The following is a 20,415-nucleotide window of genomic DNA, read 5'->3' as shown; positions in this document are numbered from 1 at the left end:
TGCTTATTAGGGTGGTACCGCGTAGTTAGTCCTTCGTCCCTTGTTGGGGATGAAGGACTTTTTTTATTCTTTAGGAATTTATATTACTAAAGAATCTGTGGATAATTTCTAGAATACTGTATTTTAAAGGTATGATGAGGGCCACCTAAAGAATAAAAAATAATCATATGCCGCACCATTATTCCTGCACTACGTTTGGAAAGGGTGCATGGCTAAAAAAATCGACGCTCCACAGTCGCCTTAGCGATTTTGTTCCGTTTATAAATATTTAATATATTATCGAATAGTCATTAATTTTAAGGAGGCATTTTATTATGGAAGAAGTATTAGAAATATTAGAAAAAAATAGTCGTTATACTGATGAACAAATAGCAACTATGGCTGGAAAAAGTGTTGATGAGGTTAAAGCTGCGATTAAAGATTATGAAGATAAAAGTATTATAGCGGGATATACTACTTTAATTAATTGGGAAAATACAGGGAAAGAAACTGTGACAGCATTAATTGAAGTTAAGATAACTCCTCAAAGAGGAGAAGGTTTTGATAATGTTGCAGAAAGAATATATAAATTTTCAGAAGTTACAGCTTGTTATTTAATGTCTGGTGGATTTGATTTAACAGTTATAGTAGAAGGAAAGAGTATGAAAGAAGTAGCTCTTTTTGTATCTGAAAAACTTGCTGTACAACAATATGTATTAAGTACTAGTACACATTTTGTTTTAAGAAAATATAAGGATCATGGAACAATATTTAAGGAAAAGAAAATTGATGATAGGGAGGCAATATTTATATGATGCTAGAGAATATGATTAAGAAGAACGTAAGAGAAATGCCACCATCAGGAATAAGAAAATATTTTGATATGATTAATGAAATGGAAGGTGTTATATCTTTAGGAGTTGGTGAACCAGATTTTGTTACTCCTTGGAATGTTAGAGAAGCAGGAATTTATTCATTAGAAAAAGGGCATACTCATTATTCATCAAATGCAGGATTTATAGAACTTAGACATGAAATATCTAAGTATTTATATAGAAGATTTAATCTTAGCTATAATCCAACTGATGAGATAATAGTAACAGTAGGTGGAAGTGAAGGAATAGATATAGCACTTAGAGCATTAGTTGGACCTGGAGATGAAGTTATAATACCAGAACCAAGTTTTGTTGCATACAAGGGGTGTACAACTTTTACAGGAGCAACACCTAAAGTCATAAATCTTAGAGCTGAGGATGAATTTAAGCTTACTCCAGAACTGTTGGAAGAAGCAATAACTCCAAGAACTAAAGTTGTAATAATACCATTTCCTAATAATCCAACTGGTGCAATTATGACCAGGGAAGAATTGGCTAAAATAGTAGAAATTTTAAAAGATAAAGATATAATTGTTATATCTGATGAGATATATGCAGAACTTTGCTATGATGAGAAACATGTTTCTATAGCATCTTTCCCGGAAATGAGAGATAAAACATTAGTTATAAATGGTTTTTCAAAAGCCTATGCTATGACAGGATGGAGATTAGGATATTTGTGTGGTCATCCAACTTTAATAGATGCTATGAAAAAAATACATCAGTATGCTATAATGTGTTCTCCAACAACAGCTCAATATGCAGCAATAGAAGCAATGAAAAAAGGAGATCAAAGTGTACAAACGATGGTAAGAGAGTACAATAGAAGAAGACGAGTATTAGTTGATGGATTTAGAAGAATGGGATTAGAATGTTTTGAACCATTAGGCGCATTTTATGTATTTCCATCTATAAAATCAACAGGTATGACATCTGATGAATTTTGTGAACAACTTCTTATAAATGAAAAAGTACTTACTGTTCCTGGTAATGCATTTGGTGATTGTGGAGAAGGTTTTATTAGAGCTTGTTATGCATCTTCTATGGACAATATAATGGAAGCACTTAAAAGAATAGAAAGATTTCTCAACAAAATAAACAAGTAAATAACAAGCATTGTTAAAGACTGAAGCTATTTTAATTATTTAAGTAGCTTCAGTTTTTTGTGAAATTATAAATAAACGAATGTTAAATAAAATTATTGACTTAATATTTGTTAGCTGGTATTATATTCTTGAATTAAATCTTATAGAAAAAAGGGAAAAATTTTAATGATTTTGAATTAATTTTTATAAAAAATTAAAAATAATTTAAATTCAAACTTAAATATAAAGTGGCAGAAAACAGCATGTCTATTTTATTTACTGGACATCACGCAGAATTTTAAAGAATAAAATATAGACTCACATAAGTGTATCAACAATAAATGAAAATTCAACTTAATGCACTTTATTTTAAAAAAGTTATAATAATAGTATTAACTTAATAATAGTATTAAACAAAGAGAAGATATAACTGTGATAAATTTTGAGATGACATTTGAAAAAATATTGAAATTTAATTATTTTTTATTAAAATTTAAAATAATTTAAATCTTAAATGAATATTTTAAAAGGATTTCATATGAATAATTGTTTCGAAAAAATTCAATATTATAAAATTTTATGGAAATTATATGAAAAATTATAAAATTGATATAATTAATGGCATGTAATGCGAATCAATTAAAAAAATATCAAATTTTATAGTGCTTTAACAATGAAAAGGTTATCCTAATATTGACATTGTTAATAGAATATAATATGATAATTATGTAACCGGTAACATATTAAGAAAATTAAAAAAATTCTGTTAATTTTATAATATTCAAGGTTAATCGTTTACAAATGTGTTAAAATAAGTTTAGGTAGTTATATGAGAACATTAAGGGAGGATTCATATGGGGGCCACGATAAATGATATTGCTAAAATAGCAGATGTATCATCTACAACAGTTTCGAGAGTATTAAATAATTCTGGTTATGTAAAAGAAGAGACTAGACAAAAAGTTTTAAATGTTATAAAAGAAATGAATTATACTCCAAGTGCTATTGCTAGAAGCCTTTCTAAAAGTGAAACCAATACAATTGGAATTATTGTTCCGGACATAACTAACAATTATTTTGGAGAAATAATAAAAGGAATAAGTGAAGTTGCAGAAGAAAAAAATTTAAATATAGTGTTATTTAATACAGATAATTATTTGGAAAAAGAATTGAAGGCATTAAAATCTGCAAAGGCGCAAAGAATAAAAGGAATAATAATGACACCAGCTTTTGGAGATGGTAATTTTAAAAATAAGTATACTACATTAATAGAACAGTTAAATATACCAGTTGTTTTGGTATCAGCGGATATAAAATACAGTAATTTAAGTGGAGTTTTTGTGGATAACGTAAAATGTGGATTGGATGCCACTAAATTATTAATAAAAGAAGGTCATGAAAAAATAGCAATAATAACAGGGAATATAGACTCTGATGCAACTATGGACATGCTTTCTGGATATAAAAAAGCGCTTATTGAAAATAATATTGATATTATAGATGAATATATTTTTAATGCAGATTTCAAAGCAGAAATAGCTTATAAATTAACTAATAATATATTAAAAATGGAAAACAAACCAACAGCATTGGTTATTTGTAGTAATATGATGACTATGGGAGCAATAAGAGCACTTATAGATTCAAAAAAGAAAACGCCAGAGGATATATCTATTGTAGGAATTAATAGAGTTGATTTTTTAGATATAGTAGGATTACAAGTTACATATGTAGAGGATTCACCAATAAAACTTGGAAAAAGTTCTATGAATATGCTTTGGGAAATAATAAATGATAAAAATGATAGATCCGTAAGGAGAACAATAATGGCTCCAAGAATAATATGTAATGGTTCAGAGAAAAAGATGTATTGAAATGAATAGTATATATGTTAATTGCTAAAATTATTATAGTGGATAAATTAGAATTAATATTATATAAAATTAAATTTGCATAATATACTAAATTAATTTGAATTTAAGTTATAAATTTTATTATAGTTTGTAACTTGAAATATATTATTAAAAATAGTAGGAGGAAAAGCAATGAAAAAGAAATTATTATCATTATTAGCTATTTCTGCAATAACAGTATCAATGTTTGCTGGTTGTGGAGCATCTAGCACAGGAACTAGTGATTCAAAGGGTGAAGAGAAAATTAAAGTAGGTATGGTTACAGACTCAGGAACAATAGACGATAAGTCATTTAACCAAGGTACTTGGGAAGGAATACTAAAGGCTGAAAAAGATCTTGGAATTGCACAACCTAAATACTTAAAGCCTAATGGAGAAACTGAAGCAGATTATATGAAAGAAATTGGAAATCTTTATGATGCTGGATTCAGATTAATAGCTACTCCAGGATTTAAATTTGAAACTGCAATATTTAAATCACAAGAAAAATATAAAGATGCAAAATTTGTTTTAATTGATGGTACTCCAAATAGTGGTGGAAAAGATCCAGAATATAAAGTAGATGAAAACAGTGTTTCTATTTTATTTGCTGAACATCAAGCAGGATTCTTAGCAGGTGTCGCTACATCTGTTGAATTAAAAGAAGGAGATCTAGGATTTATAGGTGGTATGGAAATACCAGCAGTACAAAAATTCAATTGGGGATTCCAACAAGGTGTTGCTTATGCTAATGAAAATTTAGGAACTAAAATGTCATTAAAGGCAGATAATATATTATATCAAGGTACATTCAATGATACAGCAGCAGGACAACAATTAGCAGCTCAAATGTATGACAGAGGAGTTAAAGCTATATTCTGTGCAGCTGGCGGAGTTGGTAACGGAGTTATAACAGAAGCTAAGACTAGAGTAGGATCAGGAAGTCAAGTATGGGTAGTTGGTGTTGACAGAGACCAATTCGATGATGGTGTATATGCAGATGGTAAATCAGTAATCCTTACTTCAGCAGTTAAAAAAGTAGAAGCTGCAAGTTTTGATATGGTAAAAGCAGTTAAAGAAGGCACTTTCCCAGGTGGTCAAACTTTAACATTTGATGTTACAAAAGATGCTGTAGGTATTCCAACAAAGAATCCTAATTTATCAGAAGCAACAATGAAAACAGTTGCTGAAGTAAATGAAAAAGTTAAAGATGGAGCAATAACAGTTTCAGGTGAACAAGGAAGCTTAGTAAAATAATTTCTATTTTATTAAATAAATATTATTTAAAGTAATAACAATTGAAGAAGACTTTTATTACGTAATATAATAATAAGTTTTCTTCATTGTTAAATACTATATAAGAATCAATAATGTTAATTTTCTAAAACAATAATAATTTTAATTTCTACATATTGATGATTGACAATGTACAATAGATAGACCTTGAGTATTGTATATTATCAATTGGCAATTAGAAATTGCTAATCTAAAAAAGGAGGACTCTACTATGGAATATGTAGTTGAAATGCTAAATATCCGTAAGGAATTCCCAGGTATAGTTGCAAATGATAATATTACCGTAAGATTAAAAAAAGGTGAAATTCATGCATTACTTGGTGAAAACGGTGCGGGTAAATCTACATTAATGTCAGTTCTTTTTGGTATGTATCAACCAGAAAGAGGAGTTATAAAGGTAAGAGGAAAAGAAGTTAAAATTTCTAATCCAAATGTTGCAAATGATTTAGGAATAGGAATGGTGCATCAACATTTTAAATTAGTACACAATTTTACAGTAACTGAAAACATAATTTTAGGATGTGAACCTAAAAAGGGTTTAACAGTTGATATTAAAAGTGCTGCTAAAAAGATTAAAGAATTATCTGAAAAGTACTCATTAAATGTTGATCCGTATGCCAAAATAGAGGATATAACAGTAGGTATGCAACAAAGAGTTGAAATCTTAAAAATGCTTTATAGAGATGCTGAAGTATTAATTTTAGATGAACCAACAGCTGTACTTACACCACAAGAAATAGATGAACTTATGAAAATTATGAAAAACCTTATAAAAGAAGGCAAATCTATAATTATCATAACTCATAAGCTTAAAGAAATTAAAGCTGTTGCAGATAATTGTACTGTTATTAGACGTGGAAAATATATAGGAACAGTTAATGTACAAGAAACATCTCAAGCAAAGATGGCAGAGATGATGGTTGGAAGACCAGTAAGCTTTAAGGTTGAGAAAGAAGATAAAGAACCAGGAGAGGTAATTTTAAAAGTTGATAACCTTTCTGTAATGAATAACAAAAAGGTGCTTGGTCTTAAGAACTTTTCAATTGAAGTTAAAGCAGGAGAAATTCTTGGAGTTGCTGGAGTAGAGGGTAATGGACAATCTGAATTAATTGAAGCTATTACTGGAATGAGACATGTACAATCTGGAAAAGTATATTTTGAAGGCAAAGATATTACTGATATGTCAATACGTAAGCGTATTGATAGCGGAATAGCACATATTCCAGAAGATAGACAAAAAAGAGGACTAGTTTTAGATTATACTATTGAAGATAACATTGTACTTGAAATATATGGTAGAAAACCATTCTCTAAACATGGATTATTAAATAGAGAAGCTATACACAATTATGCTGAAAAAATTATTGAAGAATTTGATGTTAGATCAGGAGAAGGTGGAGCATCTTTTGCTAGAACAATGTCAGGTGGTAATCAACAAAAAGCTATAATTGGTCGTGAAATTGAATTGGATCCAGATTTACTAATAGCAGTTCAACCTACTAGAGGTCTAGATGTAGGTTCTATAGAATATATTCACAAAAGACTTGTAGAACAAAGAGATGCAGGAAAAGCTGTTTTACTTATATCTTTAGAATTAAGTGAAGTTTTAAATTTATCAGACAGAATTGCAATCATTAATAGCGGTGAACTAATCGGTACTGTTAATGCTTCAGAAACAAATGAAAATGAAGTCGGCTTAATGATGGCTGGCATTCAAAGGGGGAACGAAGCGTGAGTAAAAAAGAAAGTTTAAATTCCATACTTGCAGTTGTTTTAGGATTGCTTGCAGGTGCAATATTAATGACTCTTATTGGAGATAATCCTGTAGATGGATATTCATATCTATTTAGAGGCGGATTAATGAACATAGAAAGAATTGGTAATACTTTAGCCACAGCTACACCGTTAGTACTTACAGGGCTTTCTGTTGCATTTGCATTTAAAACAGGTCTTTTTAATATCGGAACTCCTGGACAAATGTTATTTGGTGGATTCGCTGCTACAGCAGTAGGATTAACATGCTATAATAGTATGCCAAGACCAATATTACTATTAGTAATGATAATTGTGGGAGCGGTTGCAGGTGCACTTTGGGCATTTATACCAGGATTATTAAAAGCTAAATTTAATGTAAATGAAGTTGTATCTACTATTATGATGAACTGGGCTTGTTATTGGATAGTTTATTATACAATTCCAGCTTACTTTAAAGGTGAAACTTTAGAAACTGAATCAAGACTACTTCCAGAAGTATCATCTTTAAAAACACCGATACTTACTAAATTATTTGATGGGTCTTATATTAACTTAGGTATACTTATTGCAATTTTAGCAGTTATCATAGTTGGATTTATACTAAACAAAACAGTGTTAGGTTATGAACTGAAGGCTGTAGGATTTAATAGAGATGCTGCCGAATATGCAGGTATGTCTGTAAACAAAAATGTAATTTACGCTATGATGATTGCAGGTGCACTTTCAGGTCTTGCAGGTGTAGCTCAATATGTGGGAAATGCATCTAATATCCAAATTGGTGTAATGCCGACTCAAGGTTTTGATGGTATCGCAGTATCATTACTAGGTGCTACAATCCTATAGGTGTATTTATATCAGCAATATTCTTTGGACTATTATATTCAGGAAAAGGATTTATGAATGCTAATACAAGTATTCCACCTGAAATTGCAGATACTATAATAGCAACTATTATATACTTTGCAGCTACAAGTGCAGTTGTACCTATGGTATACAATAAATTTAAACGCAAAAAAGAATTAAAAAATGAACAAAAAGCAGGTAATACGGGAACAGGCATATTGCCTAATGATGGAAACAATAAATCTTCAGATGATACTGACGAAATAAAGAACAAGGAGGAGAAGTAATATGTGGGGAATAATACAACAAGTTTTTCCTTATGCTATTGCGTACACAATTCCTCTATTAATCACTTCACTAGGTGCATTATATTGTGAAAGAAGTGGAGTTGTAAATATTGGACTTGATGGATTTATGATTATAGGTTCATTTTCAGGAGCTTTAACGATATTTAAATTACAAGAATCAATGCCAAATAGTACTCTTCCTCTTTGGATAGGTTTGCTTGTAGCAATGGTAGTTGGAATGTTATTTTCACTATTACATGCATTTGCTAGTATAAACTTAAATGCAGACCAAGTAATTAGTGGTACTGCAATTAACATGATAGCAGGAGCATTAACTGTATTTCTAGCAAGAACTATTGCAGGTAGTGGACGTATAAGAATTCAAACTGGATTTTATCCAATGGATGTTCCAGTTCTTTCATCAATACCAATAATCGGAGATCTATTTTTTAAGAAAACATATATTACTACATGGTTAGTTTTATTAATACTTGTAGTAAGCATATTCTTAATATACAAAACTAACTTTGGTTTAAGATTAAGAGCATGTGGAGAACATCCTCAAGCAGCAGATGCAGCAGGAATTAATGTTTATCGTATGCGTTACATTGGAGTATTAGTTTCAGGAGCATTATCTTCTCTTGGAGGAGCAATAATACTTGTAACATACTCAGGTGAGTTTAATGGAAGTGTTGCAGGTCTTGGATTCTTAGCATTGGCAGCATTGATATTTGGTCAATGGAAGCCGTTAGGTATCCTTGGAGCTACATTATTCTTTGGATTTGCAACTACAGTTGCTAATGTATCACAAGTAATTCCAGCATTAGCATCTATACCATCAGTAATACTAAAAGTATTCCCATATGTGGTTACTTTAATTGCATTGGTATTATTCTCAAAATCTTCACAAGCTCCAAGAGCCTCTGGAGAACCATTTGATTCTGGTAAGAGATAATAAAATGATATAATAAAAAATTAATTTTTAAATGATAAGCTAATATATTATTTTAAATAATAATACTATTAGCTTATCTAATCAAAAAATATATTATTAAATAATAGGAAAACGGTAACATATTTATTTTAATATATGTTATTATAAAAAAACATAATAAAGTTAAATTTTTGGAATCCTATAGTTATATAAATTTAGAATAAAAGGGGACATGAAAAATGGAAAATAAAGAACTTATTAAAATAGCACTAAAATATAGAGAAAAGGCATATTCACCATATTCTAATTTTAAAGTTGGTGCAGCTGTATTATTCGACAGTGGAAAAGTATACGGTGGATGTAATATTGAAAATGCTTCTTTTGGTGCAACTAACTGTGCAGAAAGAACAGCAATTTTCACTGGTGTAGCAGAAGGCGAAACTAAGATTAATGCAATTGCAATAGTAGGAAGTTTAGAAGAAAATACTTATCCTTGTGGAATTTGTCGTCAAGTTATAAGTGAATTTGGTGGTCCAGAAGTAAAAGTAATACTTGCTAAAAATGAAGAAGATTACATTGTAACAGATATGGCAGAAATTTTACCAGGCACATTTACAAAAGCAGATTTAGATAAAAATAATAAATAATAATTAAAAATGTATTTTAGTATATAAAAATTAGATTGTATGGAGGTAGCAAAATGAGTATTCATATTAATGCACCAGAAGGTGCAATAGCAGAACGCATATTATTACCAGGAGATCCTTTAAGAGCTAAGTTTATAGCTGAAAATTTTTTAGAAGATGTAGTTTGCTATAATGAAGTTAGGGGAATGTACGGGTTTACAGGAACTTATAAAGGAAAAAGAGTTTCAGTTCAAGGAACAGGTATGGGAATACCATCAATATCAATCTATGTTAATGAATTAATTCAAAGTTATGGAGTTAAAAATCTTATAAGAGTTGGAACATGTGGTGGATATCATGAAAAGGTTAAGGTTAGAGATCTTGTAATTGCAATGTCAGCATGTACTGATTCAAATCTTAACTTAGTAAGATTCCAAGGAAGAACATATGCACCAACTGCAAGTTTTGATTTATTAAAACCAGCTTATGATTTGGCAGTGCAAAAAGGATTTGAACCTAAGGTTGGGCCTATATACAGCTCTGATATATTCTATGGTGATGATAATGAAGATTGGAAAAAATGGGCTGACTTTGGTTGTCTAGGCGTTGAAATGGAAGCAGCAGCATTATACACTATTGCAGCTAAATATAATGTTAATGCATTAGCATTACTTACAGTAAGTGATCACTTTATAACAGGTGAAGTAACTACTGCAGAAGAGAGACAAACAACATTTACAAATATGATTGAAGTTGCATTAGATACTATAGTTGGATTGAAATAATAATTTAATTACAAACAAAATGCGTTTGAAATAAATTTTTATCTGATAAAAGTAAAAATAGTTAAATAAATGAATTTATAAAAAGAAGCTTTGGAAATTCCATCAAAGCTTCTTTTTAATTTATAGATAAATATAGTATTTTATAAACCTCAAAAGTTTATGTTAATATTCGTCATAAATACAAACACCTATAGAACCAGGTCCAGTATGTACACCTGTACAAGCACCAATAGTCTCTAAAGATATCTCTGTTATGTTTTCATGGGTTTGTACACTATTTAAAAATTCATCAGCTTCTTCATCAGCATCTCCATTTAAAATCCAAACTCTACATTTGCCCTTGTCAAGATATGACATAAGTATTTGTTTTAGTTTAGCTAAAGATTGATTTCTACCTCTAGCTTTGGCAAATGGGTATAAAAAGCCATCTTCATCAGAAGAAATTATTGGTTTCAAATTTAAGGTTTCAGCAATAGCACCAGATACTCGTCCTATTCTTCCGCCTGCTCTTAAATATTTTAAAGAAGGAAATGTTACAAAGGCATGAGTTTTATTTCTAATATCTTCAAGTTTAGAAATAATATCTTCAAAGGTATTATTATCATTAATTAACTTTCCAACTTGTGTTGTAATAGCTCCAACAGGATATCCTATTGTTTTTGAATCAAATATGTAAGATTTAATTTCAGGATAATGCTCACTCAATAATCTTATACTATTAAAGCATCCTGAAGTATTAGCTGAAACTGTAATAATAATTACATGAGTGTAATTTTCAGCTATTAAGTTTTCAAATATTTTACTACTATACTCTATATCTGGTAGAGAAGTAGTAGGAATTTCTGTTTTTAGTAAATTAAATAATTCTTTTGAGGATATTGTTATTCTATCTAAGTATTCGTTATCATTGAAAATTATTCTAAATGGAAGTAACTTAATATTAAACTTGTCTAAAGTACTTTCACTTAAGTCACAACTACTATCTGTTATTAAGGCAATTTTTTGCAAAAATTTTTCCTCCTTAGTATATAAATATACAAAATTTATCCTTAATTTATATGAAGTGAAGTTTTTATGTAATTAAACTATATCATAGCTTTTAACGCACTACAATGATTTTTAATGTTAATATGTTGTTAAATATATTCCAATGAAAAGTATTACTTTTATTAATTTTATTTACATTTTAAATCGTAGATGAATTTTATATATTAAAGCTTAATTTAATATTAAATGTATAGTCTATATTTTTTTTACAATACTAAAATAGAGGAACATTATATATTTAGGAGGGTTAAAATTATGGCAAAAGCAGGAATGAGAAGACCTGATCCAAATGATGCTCATGGAACAGAGAGTAATCATAAAGCACATTATAAGAAAAATGATGTTAAGCCAGTACCAGAAATACAAGGGAAAGCAAAAACAGGTAACAAAAAAGCAAATCCTATACAGTATTAAATCTTTAACTGTCTAAAATAGAATAACTCTGTTTTAGACAGTTATTTTTATTTTAAGATATAATTATTAAAAATAAGTTAAAAACATTAAAACTAGGATGGAATTATAGTATAATTGTAAAACAAGAGAATAAAAAGCAAGGAGATTTAGTAATGTATATAATAAACTTTATAAGAGGATTTTGCATGGCACTTGCAGATAGTGTCCCAGGAGTATCAGGCGGAACTATAGCATTTATTTTAGGATTTTATGATAAATTTATTAATTCACTAAGTAATGTTATTTCAGGAAGAAAAGAAGAGAAAATAGAAGCATTTAAATTTTTATTCAAATTAGGAATAGGATGGATTGTTGGATTTGTATCATCTGTATTATTTTTAACATCAATTTTTGATAAAGAAATTTATAAAATAAGTTCATTATTTATTGGTTTTATAATATTTGCGATACCTATAATTATAAAGGAAGAAAAAAGTTCTATTATAAATAGATATAAAAATATTTTCTTTTCTATAATAGGTATATGTATAGTTGTATTAATAACTTATTTTAATCCTGTTGCAGGTCCAAATAGTGCAGCAGGTATGTCATTAGATAGATTAACGCTAGGACTTGGAATATACATTTTTGTAGTAGCTATGATAGCTATTTCAGCGATGGTCCTTCCAGGAATATCTGGTTCAACTTTGCTTTTAATTTTTGGATTATATGCACCTATAATGAATGCTGTAAAAGAAGTGTTAAAATTAAATTTTGATTACTTACTTGTATGTTTTGTATTCGGTTTTGGAGTGCTTTTTGGAATACTTATAACTATAAATGGTGTAAAATACTTATTAAGTAATTATAGATCACAAACAATATATTTAATTTTAGGTCTTATGCTTGGATCAATATACGCAGTGTTTATGGGACCTACATCATTAGAAGTGCCTAAACCACCTATGAATTTACATACGTTTAATATAATATTCTTTATAATTGGTGGAGGTATAATATTATTACTTCAAAAATTAAAATACTATCTTGAAAATAAAAATTAATATTTAGATAAAAAAATCATTTTGAGTTTTCAAAATGATTTTTTATCTTTGAAGCATTAAAAGGAGAATTATTAATAATTGTAGAATATTAGTAATTGGATTATATTACATATAATATAAATTTTATAATAAATTGTTAATATATACAAATAATTTAAGTATAGGTGATTAGAGTGGAAAAAAAATTAATGCTTTTAAAAACAAGTGACTTAAAAACTGGAATGGTAATAGGGGAAGACGTACAAGATAATAATAATATATTATTATCAAAAAACGTTGTTATAAGTGATAAAATACTTAATAAATTACAAACTTCATATAATATAGAAGAAATTTGGGTTTATGGAGAAGATTCTTTAGAAAAAGCAGAAAATAGTAAAAAAAGTTCAGAACGAGAATTTAAAAGGGTAGAAAATAAATTAAATGAAATATGTGGAGATTTACATGATGTTTTAGATAATACTGTTGATTTACAAAAAGATTCTCTTAAAGAAATTAGAAAGTTAATATCTGAGTTACAAAATATAATTAAAAATCCAAATGCATTGATAGATAATTTACTTTTTTATGGTAGTGATAAAGATTCTATATATAGACACAGTTTAAATGTAGCATCTATAAGCAGTTTGTTGGGCAAATGGATTGGCTTTGACGATAATAAAATAAAATTATTAATATATTCAGCGCTTTTGCATGATATTGGGAAATGTAAAATTGATGATAAAATAATTAATAAAAATGGTAGATTAAATTCAAAGGATTTTAAAAAAATTAAAGAGCATCCTGTTTTAGGTTATAATGTAATTAAAAAAATCAACTTTTTAGATAAATCAGTTTCTCAATCTGTATTATTACATCATGAAAGAGAAGATGGAAGTGGTTACCCATTAGGAATTAAAGGTGATAAAATACCTAATTTTGCAAAAATTATTGCAATAGCAGATGTTTTTGAGGCGGTAAACTCTAATAGATGTTATAGAGATAAGAAATCTCCGTTTGAATCAATACAAATAATTAAAAATGAAAGCTTTGGCAAGCTGGATTATAATTATTGTAATATATTTTTAGAACATATAGTAAACTATTACATTGGCAGGGAAGTTAAATTAAACAATAATAAAGTAGGAAAAATAGTACAAATGGATATTAATGAATTAGAAAGACCGTTTATATTTATAGAGAATGACTTTTTAGATTTAAAAGAAAATAAAGATTTGGTCATAGATGAATTCATATCAATACTTTAGTACACTAAAGTATTGACAAAATTTATTAGGTTTGATAAACTTAGCACATAATTTCTTAATTGACAGAGTAGATATTTGCGCGTTAAGTGTTGAGAGGACGGGAAGTTGCCTCTTAAACGAAAAACTTTTGTTTGCGGTGTAAATATTGCATTCCGCTGTTAATATTAAAGAGGAGCCCTCTTTTTTATTCAGCAAATATAATTAAAGGGGGGATTCTGTATGAGAAATTTTTATACTTTAATTTTAAATTCATCAAAAGAACTAAAAAATGTAAGAAATCTAGTTACAGCTTCGTTATTAATAACAATAAAGCTTATTTTAGATTTGTTTACAATCCAAATCACACCATTTCTACATCTGAGTTTTGAATTTTTAGCATCTGTAACTATAAGTATGCTATTTGGTCCGGTGGCTGGTGCAATGTGTGGAGGTTTGTCTGATGTTATTAATTATGTAATAAATCCTAAAGGAGCTTTTTTTGTAGGATTTACTTTATCAGCAATGATGTCTGGATTAATATATGGAAGTATTTTGTACAAGAAAAAAATTACTTTAACAAGATGTGCATTTGCTAATATTATTTCAGTGATTTTGGTAGATATAGTTATGAATACTTTTTGGTTATCTATATTGGGAGGTAAGGCATTTTACGTAATTCTACCAATAAGAGCCTTTAAGAATTTAATAATGATTCCTATAAATGTAATGATGATATATTTTGTATTGAATTTAGTAAATAAAATTAAAAAAGAAAATTTTAGTTAAAATAAATATTTTTATAAAAAATGTGCTCTGAAATATACAGAGTACATTTTTTATTACGAAAAATTAAAGAGAATATAAAATCTTTTAAATGCAAAAATATAAATAAAGAAATTGTAAAATGAAAAAAGTAATTATTAATAAACAAATTCTAGTAAAAAATAATAGTTTACCAGAAAAAATTAGTATGATAAAATACTATTGTAATTGTTAAAGGAGGAATTCCAATGCTATTAGTACAATATCCTAAATGTTCAACATGTAAAAAAGCATTAAAATTTTTAAAAGAAAATGATTTTGAAATAGAAGTTAGAGATATAGTTAATGAAACACCAACAAGAGAAGAATTATTAGAATGGATAGACAAGAGTAATTTGGAATTTAAAAAATTCTTTAATACATCAGGTAAAGTTTATAAAGAATTAAATTTAAAAGATAAGATTAATTCTATGACAAAAGAAGAAGCTATAGAATTATTATCTGGTAATGGAATGCTGATAAAAAGACCAATTTTAATAAATGAAGATTTAGTAATAATTGGATTTAAAGAATATAATTATAGTAAATTAAAATGATTATTTGTAGTATTATTAGGGAGGCATTAAACATGAAAAAAGATTTATTAGACAAGGGAGCAGTTTTACAAAGAGATAAGGAAACATATGCTATAGCACCTCATTTAACAGCAGGGCTTATAACACCAGAACAATTAAGAACATTAGCTGATGTTGCAGAAAAATATGAGGTTAAAGCTGTAAAAGTAACAGGAGCTCAACGTATTGCACTTGTTGGAATAAAAGAAGAAGAAATAGATAATGCATGGAAAGACTTGGGCATGAAACCAGGAGCAGCTGTTGGATTATGTGTAAGAAGCGTTAAAGTATGTCCAGGAACAACTTTTTGTAAAAAAGGACTACAAGATTCAGTAGCAATTGGAAGTAAGCTTGATGGATTATACCATGGTAAGGATTTACCTAATAAGCTTAAAATAGGAGTTAGTGGATGTCCACAAAGTTGTTCAGATAACCACATAAAAGATATTGGTATATATGGAATGCCTAAGGGATGGGTAGTTCAAATTGGTGGAAAAGGTGGACTAAAACCAAGACTTGCAGATAAAATTGCAATGAATGTGTCAGAAGAAAAATTATTTCCATTAGTTGAAAAAATAATTCAAATTTATTCGGAAAATGCTACTGCAAGAGAAAGACTAGGCGATTATATAGATAGAGTTGGATTAGAAGAAGTCAAAAAACAAATAGATGTTGAAAGTTATTTATAATTTAAAATAATATTAAACAAAATTAATAGCAATCTGGATTTATCCATGATTGCTATTAATTTTTGTTATATAATAAAACGTGGTAATTTTATCATAATCGATAAATATTTATTTAATTACATATGGAGGAACATATAGTGAAAGAATTGTTAGATTTATTTTGGACTTTTTGTAGGATTGGAGGCTTAACATTTGGTGGGGGATATGCAATGCTTCCAATGATTCAAGAAGAAGTGGTAGAAAGAAGAAAATGGGCAACTGAAGAAGAGATAATGAATTATTATGCAGTTGGTCAATGCACACCAGGAATAATCGCTGTTAATACAGCGACGTTTATTGGATATAAAACTAAAGGAATTCTTGGTGGTATATTTGCAACTTTAGGGGTTGTATTTCCATCTCTAATTATAATAATGATAATTGCAGGGCTATTAAATAACTTCAATGACATTGAAATTATAAAAAATGTATTTGGAGGTATTAGAGTTGCAGCATTAGTTTTAGTTATTAATGCAATAGTTAAATTATGGAAAAGTTCTATTAAAGATTCATTAGGAGTTATAGTAGTTATTTTTGCATTTTTTATGACTGCAATATTAAAAATATCACCAATATATATTGTTATTGCATCAGCAATCACTGGAATAGTATCAAAATTAATAAGAGGTGAATTAAAATGATTTATTTAACCTTATTTTACGAATTTTTTAAGATTGGATTATTTGCAGTGGGAGGTGGACTAGCCACATTACCTTTTTTAACTGCATTAACATTTAAATATGATTGGTTTAGCCAATCAAATCTAGCAGATATGATAGCTGTATCTGAATCAACACCAGGACCAATGGGAGTAAATATGGCAACATATGCTGGTTTTCACTCAAGTGGTATTTTGGGTAGTATTGTTGCTACATTAGGACTTATAATTCCATCAATTATTATTATAATTATAGTTGCGAATTTTTTAGAGAGATTCAAAGAAAGCAGATATGTTAAAGCTGTATTTTATGGATTAAGAGCTGCTGTTGTAGGATTAATTGCAGCTGCTGGTTTTGAAGTTTTAAAAATATCATTGTTTAATTTTAATCAATATAATTTAAGTAATAAAGTAATACAGTTAATTAATATAAAGGCAGTTGTATTATGTACAATATTATTGTATCTTAGCAATAAATGTAAAAGACATCCTGTATTTTATATTGGCATAGGAGCAATTTTTGGAATAATATTTAAGCTTTAGAAATGAGTTCAGTAAATTTAAAAAGTAGTATGAGATTTAAGTTTAAATGTAATGTTACTTTAACATGCTTGAAAAATTTAAATTATTTAAATATCTTATACATATGCTAAAATAAAAAAATTAAGCAGAGAATTAGCTAAAAGTAACTATTTCTCTGCTTTAATGACTATCTTAAAAAGTCTTTAAATGTTGCACGATCATTAGAGTCATTTTTTGATGATCTTATAATATTTTTGTATTCTTTTAATTTAGCTTTCTCTTCCTCTGTAAGTTCTTTTTTACAGTGTTTCTTTTCTATTAGTGCCTTAAAATCTTTATATTTCTCGTTACCTAATTTTTTCTTTAAAACAGTTTCTTTTATATCAGCTAATTGCTTTTTTTGTTCCTCTGAAAGTTCTTCACCTTTATCTTTAAGTTTTTTAATTTCTTCTAATTGCTTCTTTTCCTTCTTTGAAAGATAGTTAAGATTATCTTTATCAAAGATCCAACTACCATTGTGTTTGCCATTTGAAGAATCATCCTTATTAAAATAGCTTATGCTTGAAGTTAAAGTCGTAGCACTAACTTTTTGAGGAATAACTGTTGTCATACTAATGATAGAAAGAGAACAAGCTATAGATTTTATTAATGCTTTTTTCATATAATAAATCTCCTTTTTAATGTAATTTTTAATATTTCATTAAATGTCATATCTAGTATGTGAAATATTTAAGAAATTTATTATATTTTTTTAAAAGTAAAGTTTTTTACTAGTGATGTTATTTATTTAAAGCATTTTGTGAATTGCTATTTTCAGTAGGTAGATTTTCTGATTGATTTAAATCAGCTTTTTCATTTTCATCTTAAGTGTTAATTTTATCACTATTTTCATTTGAATTATTATTTTGAATAGAACTTTCAGTATTTACTGATTCAGTGTTGTTTTTTGTAGCTCTAGTATCAGCATCTGAATCTGAATCATTTGAAAACCAATCTGATATTGCTCCAAAGAAATTAGCAAAGAATTCTTTAACCTTAGCAAAAAATCCTTGAGCTTCTTCACTATTTAATTTTTCTTTTAGTTTACTTGCAGCATCATTTAATTGATCTTTAATTTTATTATAATTAAGATCTAATCCATTTATTTTAGTCATTAAAGAATTAATAGTTTCTTTATCTTCATTACTAAGTTCAACTTTGTATTCTTTAATGGCTTTTTCAACTATTTTCTCAATCTCTTTGTCAGTTTTAGGTTTTTCTTTAACCACATCTTTTTTCACATCATTTATTAATTTAGCCGCTTCATCTTGTCCAATTTTATCTCCAAGGTCACCTGTAACTACAATTTCTTCGTTAGCAACTTCTTTTTTTTCTTCATCTATTTTAGATCCACCAGAACTATTTTCAAATCCTTTTAGAATACCAGTAAGTGCAGCAGTACCAGAAACTTTAAATGGTGCAGCAGCTATTACATTAGCATTTTCTACTCCCGCTGTAATTAAAGCATTTCTTATCATTCCTTCTGTAACCCATGTAAGGTTATATGTAGAAATAGTTAGTCCACCTTTACTTGTTGGTTCAACATAAGAACAAGAAATGGATTTATTACCTAATTGAGCTGGAGATGCAACATTTCCAAGATATTTTTGTTCTTCAGCTGTTGTTATATCTAAAATATTTGCGTCATTTTTAGTAACCTTAAAGTAATCAAGCATTTGATTCTTTTGATCCTGTGTTAAATTTCCACCTAATGTAACAACTTTAAATGAATCTGCAAAAGCTGTTATATTTGGAGAAAAAGAAATAAATAAACATAATGTAATAAACATAATTACTAATTTACTTGAAATTTTTTTAATAATTTTCATAATTTTAAGCTCCTTTTATTAATACATATTAAATACAATTAAACTAAAAAGAATAATTACAGTTATATTATAACATACAATATAATAGGGTTAATTTCAATTATATTAATTTAATATTAAGATTTAAATTTAATATTTTTAAGAATTTTGGACAGAATATTTTAAATAAGTCTAGGATATTAAAAATTATGACGTAAAAAATAAAATTTTATAAAATTGTAACTTCTAAAGAAATATAATATAATTAACATTAATATTTAAAATATTTTAGTATAGATTAATAAGTATAATTTTTATTGAATTGTAGGTGAACTTGTGATTAATCATAATGATGAATATATAGTATTCATAAATAATATTGGAAAAAATAAGCCTAATAGTTTTAATAATAAGAATACAGAATGTCCATTTTGCAATAGAAATAAACTTACTGATATTATTCAAGAAAATGGACCATTTGTATTATTAAAAAATAAATTTCCGACATTAAGAGATACTCTTCAACTGGTTGTTATAGAAACATATGATTGTGAATTGAATATGGGGAATTATGACTCTGAATATATGGAAGAATTAATTAGTTTTGGATTAAAACATTGGCTTGCTATAGAAAAAAGTAATGAATATAAATCAGTAATATTTTATAAGAATCATGGGCCAAGTTCAGGGGGAAGCATAAAGCATGCTCATATGCAAATTGTAGGATTAAACAATATAGATTATAGAGAAAACATAAATGAAAAGTATTTTGAAGGTATAGAGATTTTTAAAAGTGAATGTTGTGAAGTAAACTTATCTACTAAACCTATAAATGGATTTAGTGAATTTAACGTTATTATAAATGATGATTTGAAAAATACATTTAGTTTATCTGAAGGCATACGAAAAACAGTTTGTTATATATTAGATGATTATTTTGCTAAATGTGATAGTTTTAATTTGTTTTTTTATCATTGGAACAACAAAATTATATGTAAAATTACACCACGTTTTGTTACATCACCGCTATTACTTGGATATTCATTAAAACAGGTTTCTAATAGTCTAGAAGAGATAGCAGGAAAATTAAAAGAACTATATTTTAGAGAATAGTATTACAGTGAGAAAAGAGTTACTTTAGGTTTAAAATGGACCCTATGTCAAGGACATTTAAAAAGAGGATTAAGCAGCTAAAAG

General features: G+C 27.8%; 20 protein-coding genes, 1 pseudogene, 1 riboswitch and 1 other annotated feature (1 of these 23 only partly in view). Of the genes and pseudogenes, 18 read left to right on the top strand and 3 right to left on the bottom strand.

Annotated elements, in window-relative coordinates; translation table 11 throughout:
* Positions 1 to 44: a binding site (T-box leader), on the top strand; it begins 207 nt to the left of the window's first position.
* A gap of 270 nt (positions 45 to 314) precedes the next feature.
* From RYM86_RS09070 to deoD, 9 genes and pseudogenes are all read left to right on the top strand, one after another.
* Positions 315 to 794, top strand: a complete 480-nt coding sequence (locus RYM86_RS09070; protein WP_315079758.1) for an Lrp/AsnC family transcriptional regulator — start codon at positions 315 to 317, stop codon at positions 792 to 794.
* A complete protein-coding gene (locus tag RYM86_RS09065) occupies positions 791 to 1,960 on the top strand; it encodes an aminotransferase class I/II-fold pyridoxal phosphate-dependent enzyme (protein WP_315079756.1) in 1,170 nt (389 codons plus the stop codon). Before RYM86_RS09070 ends, RYM86_RS09065 begins: the two co-directional genes overlap by 4 nt.
* Before the next feature lie 833 nt (positions 1,961 to 2,793).
* Positions 2,794 to 3,813, top strand: coding sequence for a LacI family DNA-binding transcriptional regulator (locus RYM86_RS09060; protein ID WP_315079754.1), 1,020 nt, complete (start codon positions 2,794 to 2,796; stop codon positions 3,811 to 3,813).
* A 171-nt stretch (positions 3,814 to 3,984) separates the two neighbouring features.
* Positions 3,985 to 5,088: a BMP family protein gene (locus tag RYM86_RS09055; RefSeq protein ID WP_315079753.1), complete on the top strand. Its 1,104-nt coding sequence runs from the start codon at positions 3,985 to 3,987 to the stop codon at positions 5,086 to 5,088.
* Positions 5,089 to 5,338: 250 nt separating this feature from the next.
* Positions 5,339 to 6,862 carry an ABC transporter ATP-binding protein gene (locus tag RYM86_RS09050; RefSeq protein WP_315079752.1) on the top strand — a complete coding sequence of 508 codons (1,524 nt, stop codon included), beginning with the start codon at positions 5,339 to 5,341 and terminating at the stop codon, positions 6,860 to 6,862.
* Positions 6,859 to 8,012, top strand: a pseudogene (locus tag RYM86_RS09045) (ABC transporter permease). Before RYM86_RS09050 ends, RYM86_RS09045 begins: the two are co-directional and overlap by 4 nt.
* A gap of 1 nt (position 8,013) precedes the next feature.
* A complete protein-coding gene (locus RYM86_RS09040) occupies positions 8,014 to 8,967 on the top strand; it encodes an ABC transporter permease (RefSeq protein WP_315079750.1) in 954 nt (317 codons plus the stop codon).
* A 218-nt stretch (positions 8,968 to 9,185) separates the two neighbouring features.
* Positions 9,186 to 9,593, top strand: coding sequence for a cytidine deaminase (locus RYM86_RS09035; RefSeq protein ID WP_315079747.1), 408 nt, complete (start codon positions 9,186 to 9,188; stop codon positions 9,591 to 9,593).
* A gap of 53 nt (positions 9,594 to 9,646) precedes the next feature.
* Positions 9,647 to 10,357: a purine-nucleoside phosphorylase gene (gene deoD, locus RYM86_RS09030; protein WP_315079746.1), complete on the top strand. Its 711-nt coding sequence runs from the start codon at positions 9,647 to 9,649 to the stop codon at positions 10,355 to 10,357.
* 162 nt (positions 10,358 to 10,519) lie between these two features.
* Here the strand turns inward: deoD and RYM86_RS09025 are convergent, their stop codons facing one another.
* Complete coding sequence (locus RYM86_RS09025) at positions 10,520 to 11,365, bottom strand: DegV family protein (RefSeq protein ID WP_315079744.1); 846 nt, start codon at positions 11,363 to 11,365, stop codon at positions 10,520 to 10,522.
* A gap of 294 nt (positions 11,366 to 11,659) precedes the next feature.
* Here RYM86_RS09025 and RYM86_RS09020 point away from each other — a divergent pair, with 294 nt between their 5' ends.
* From RYM86_RS09020 to RYM86_RS08985, 8 genes are all read left to right on the top strand, one after another.
* Entirely contained in the window at positions 11,660 to 11,818 is a 159-nt protein-coding gene (locus tag RYM86_RS09020; RefSeq protein ID WP_315079742.1) for a hypothetical protein, read from the top strand.
* 152 nt (positions 11,819 to 11,970) lie between these two features.
* The gene (locus tag RYM86_RS09015; RefSeq protein WP_315079741.1) at positions 11,971 to 12,861 is read left to right on the top strand and encodes a DUF368 domain-containing protein; all 891 of its coding nucleotides are present in this window, start codon (positions 11,971 to 11,973) and stop codon (positions 12,859 to 12,861) included.
* A gap of 173 nt (positions 12,862 to 13,034) precedes the next feature.
* Complete coding sequence (locus RYM86_RS09010; protein WP_315079740.1) at positions 13,035 to 14,108, top strand: HD-GYP domain-containing protein; 1,074 nt, start codon at positions 13,035 to 13,037, stop codon at positions 14,106 to 14,108.
* 61 nt (positions 14,109 to 14,169) lie between these two features.
* Positions 14,170 to 14,268: riboswitch (THF riboswitch) on the top strand.
* Positions 14,269 to 14,327: 59 nt separating this feature from the next.
* Positions 14,328 to 14,873, top strand: coding sequence for a folate family ECF transporter S component (locus tag RYM86_RS09005; RefSeq protein WP_315079739.1), 546 nt, complete (start codon positions 14,328 to 14,330; stop codon positions 14,871 to 14,873).
* Positions 14,874 to 15,097: 224 nt separating this feature from the next.
* Positions 15,098 to 15,445 (top strand): arsenate reductase family protein, encoded by a 348-nt coding sequence (locus tag RYM86_RS09000; protein ID WP_315079738.1) that lies wholly within the window; start codon positions 15,098 to 15,100, stop codon positions 15,443 to 15,445.
* 32 nt (positions 15,446 to 15,477) lie between these two features.
* Positions 15,478 to 16,152 carry an NAD(P)/FAD-dependent oxidoreductase gene (locus tag RYM86_RS08995; protein ID WP_315079736.1) on the top strand — a complete coding sequence of 225 codons (675 nt, stop codon included), beginning with the start codon at positions 15,478 to 15,480 and terminating at the stop codon, positions 16,150 to 16,152.
* Positions 16,153 to 16,289: 137 nt separating this feature from the next.
* Entirely contained in the window at positions 16,290 to 16,832 is a 543-nt protein-coding gene (locus RYM86_RS08990; protein WP_315079734.1) for a chromate transporter, read from the top strand.
* Positions 16,829 to 17,392: a chromate transporter gene (locus tag RYM86_RS08985; protein WP_315079732.1), complete on the top strand. Its 564-nt coding sequence runs from the start codon at positions 16,829 to 16,831 to the stop codon at positions 17,390 to 17,392. Before RYM86_RS08990 ends, RYM86_RS08985 begins: the two co-directional genes overlap by 4 nt.
* Before the next feature lie 166 nt (positions 17,393 to 17,558).
* Here the strand turns inward: RYM86_RS08985 and RYM86_RS08980 are convergent, their stop codons facing one another.
* Both RYM86_RS08980 and RYM86_RS08975 read right to left on the bottom strand, forming a co-directional pair.
* Positions 17,559 to 18,032, bottom strand: a complete 474-nt coding sequence (locus RYM86_RS08980) for a hypothetical protein (protein WP_315079729.1) — start codon at positions 18,030 to 18,032, stop codon at positions 17,559 to 17,561.
* A gap of 202 nt (positions 18,033 to 18,234) precedes the next feature.
* A complete protein-coding gene (locus tag RYM86_RS08975; RefSeq protein ID WP_315079726.1) occupies positions 18,235 to 19,239 on the bottom strand; it encodes a DUF1002 domain-containing protein in 1,005 nt (334 codons plus the stop codon).
* Between the two features lie 315 nt (positions 19,240 to 19,554).
* Between RYM86_RS08975 and RYM86_RS08970 the strand changes: the two genes are divergently transcribed.
* Complete coding sequence (locus RYM86_RS08970) at positions 19,555 to 20,331, top strand: DUF4931 domain-containing protein (protein ID WP_315079725.1); 777 nt, start codon at positions 19,555 to 19,557, stop codon at positions 20,329 to 20,331.
* The last annotated feature ends 84 nt before the right edge of the window (positions 20,332 to 20,415 follow it).

The sequence above is a fragment of the uncultured Clostridium sp. genome (assembly GCF_963527835.1).
In the GTDB taxonomy this organism is placed as follows: Bacteria; Bacillota; Clostridia; order Clostridiales; family Clostridiaceae; genus Clostridium.
The sequence above is the reverse complement of the archived record's forward strand: the minus strand, read 5'-3'. Positions and strand labels throughout refer to the sequence as shown.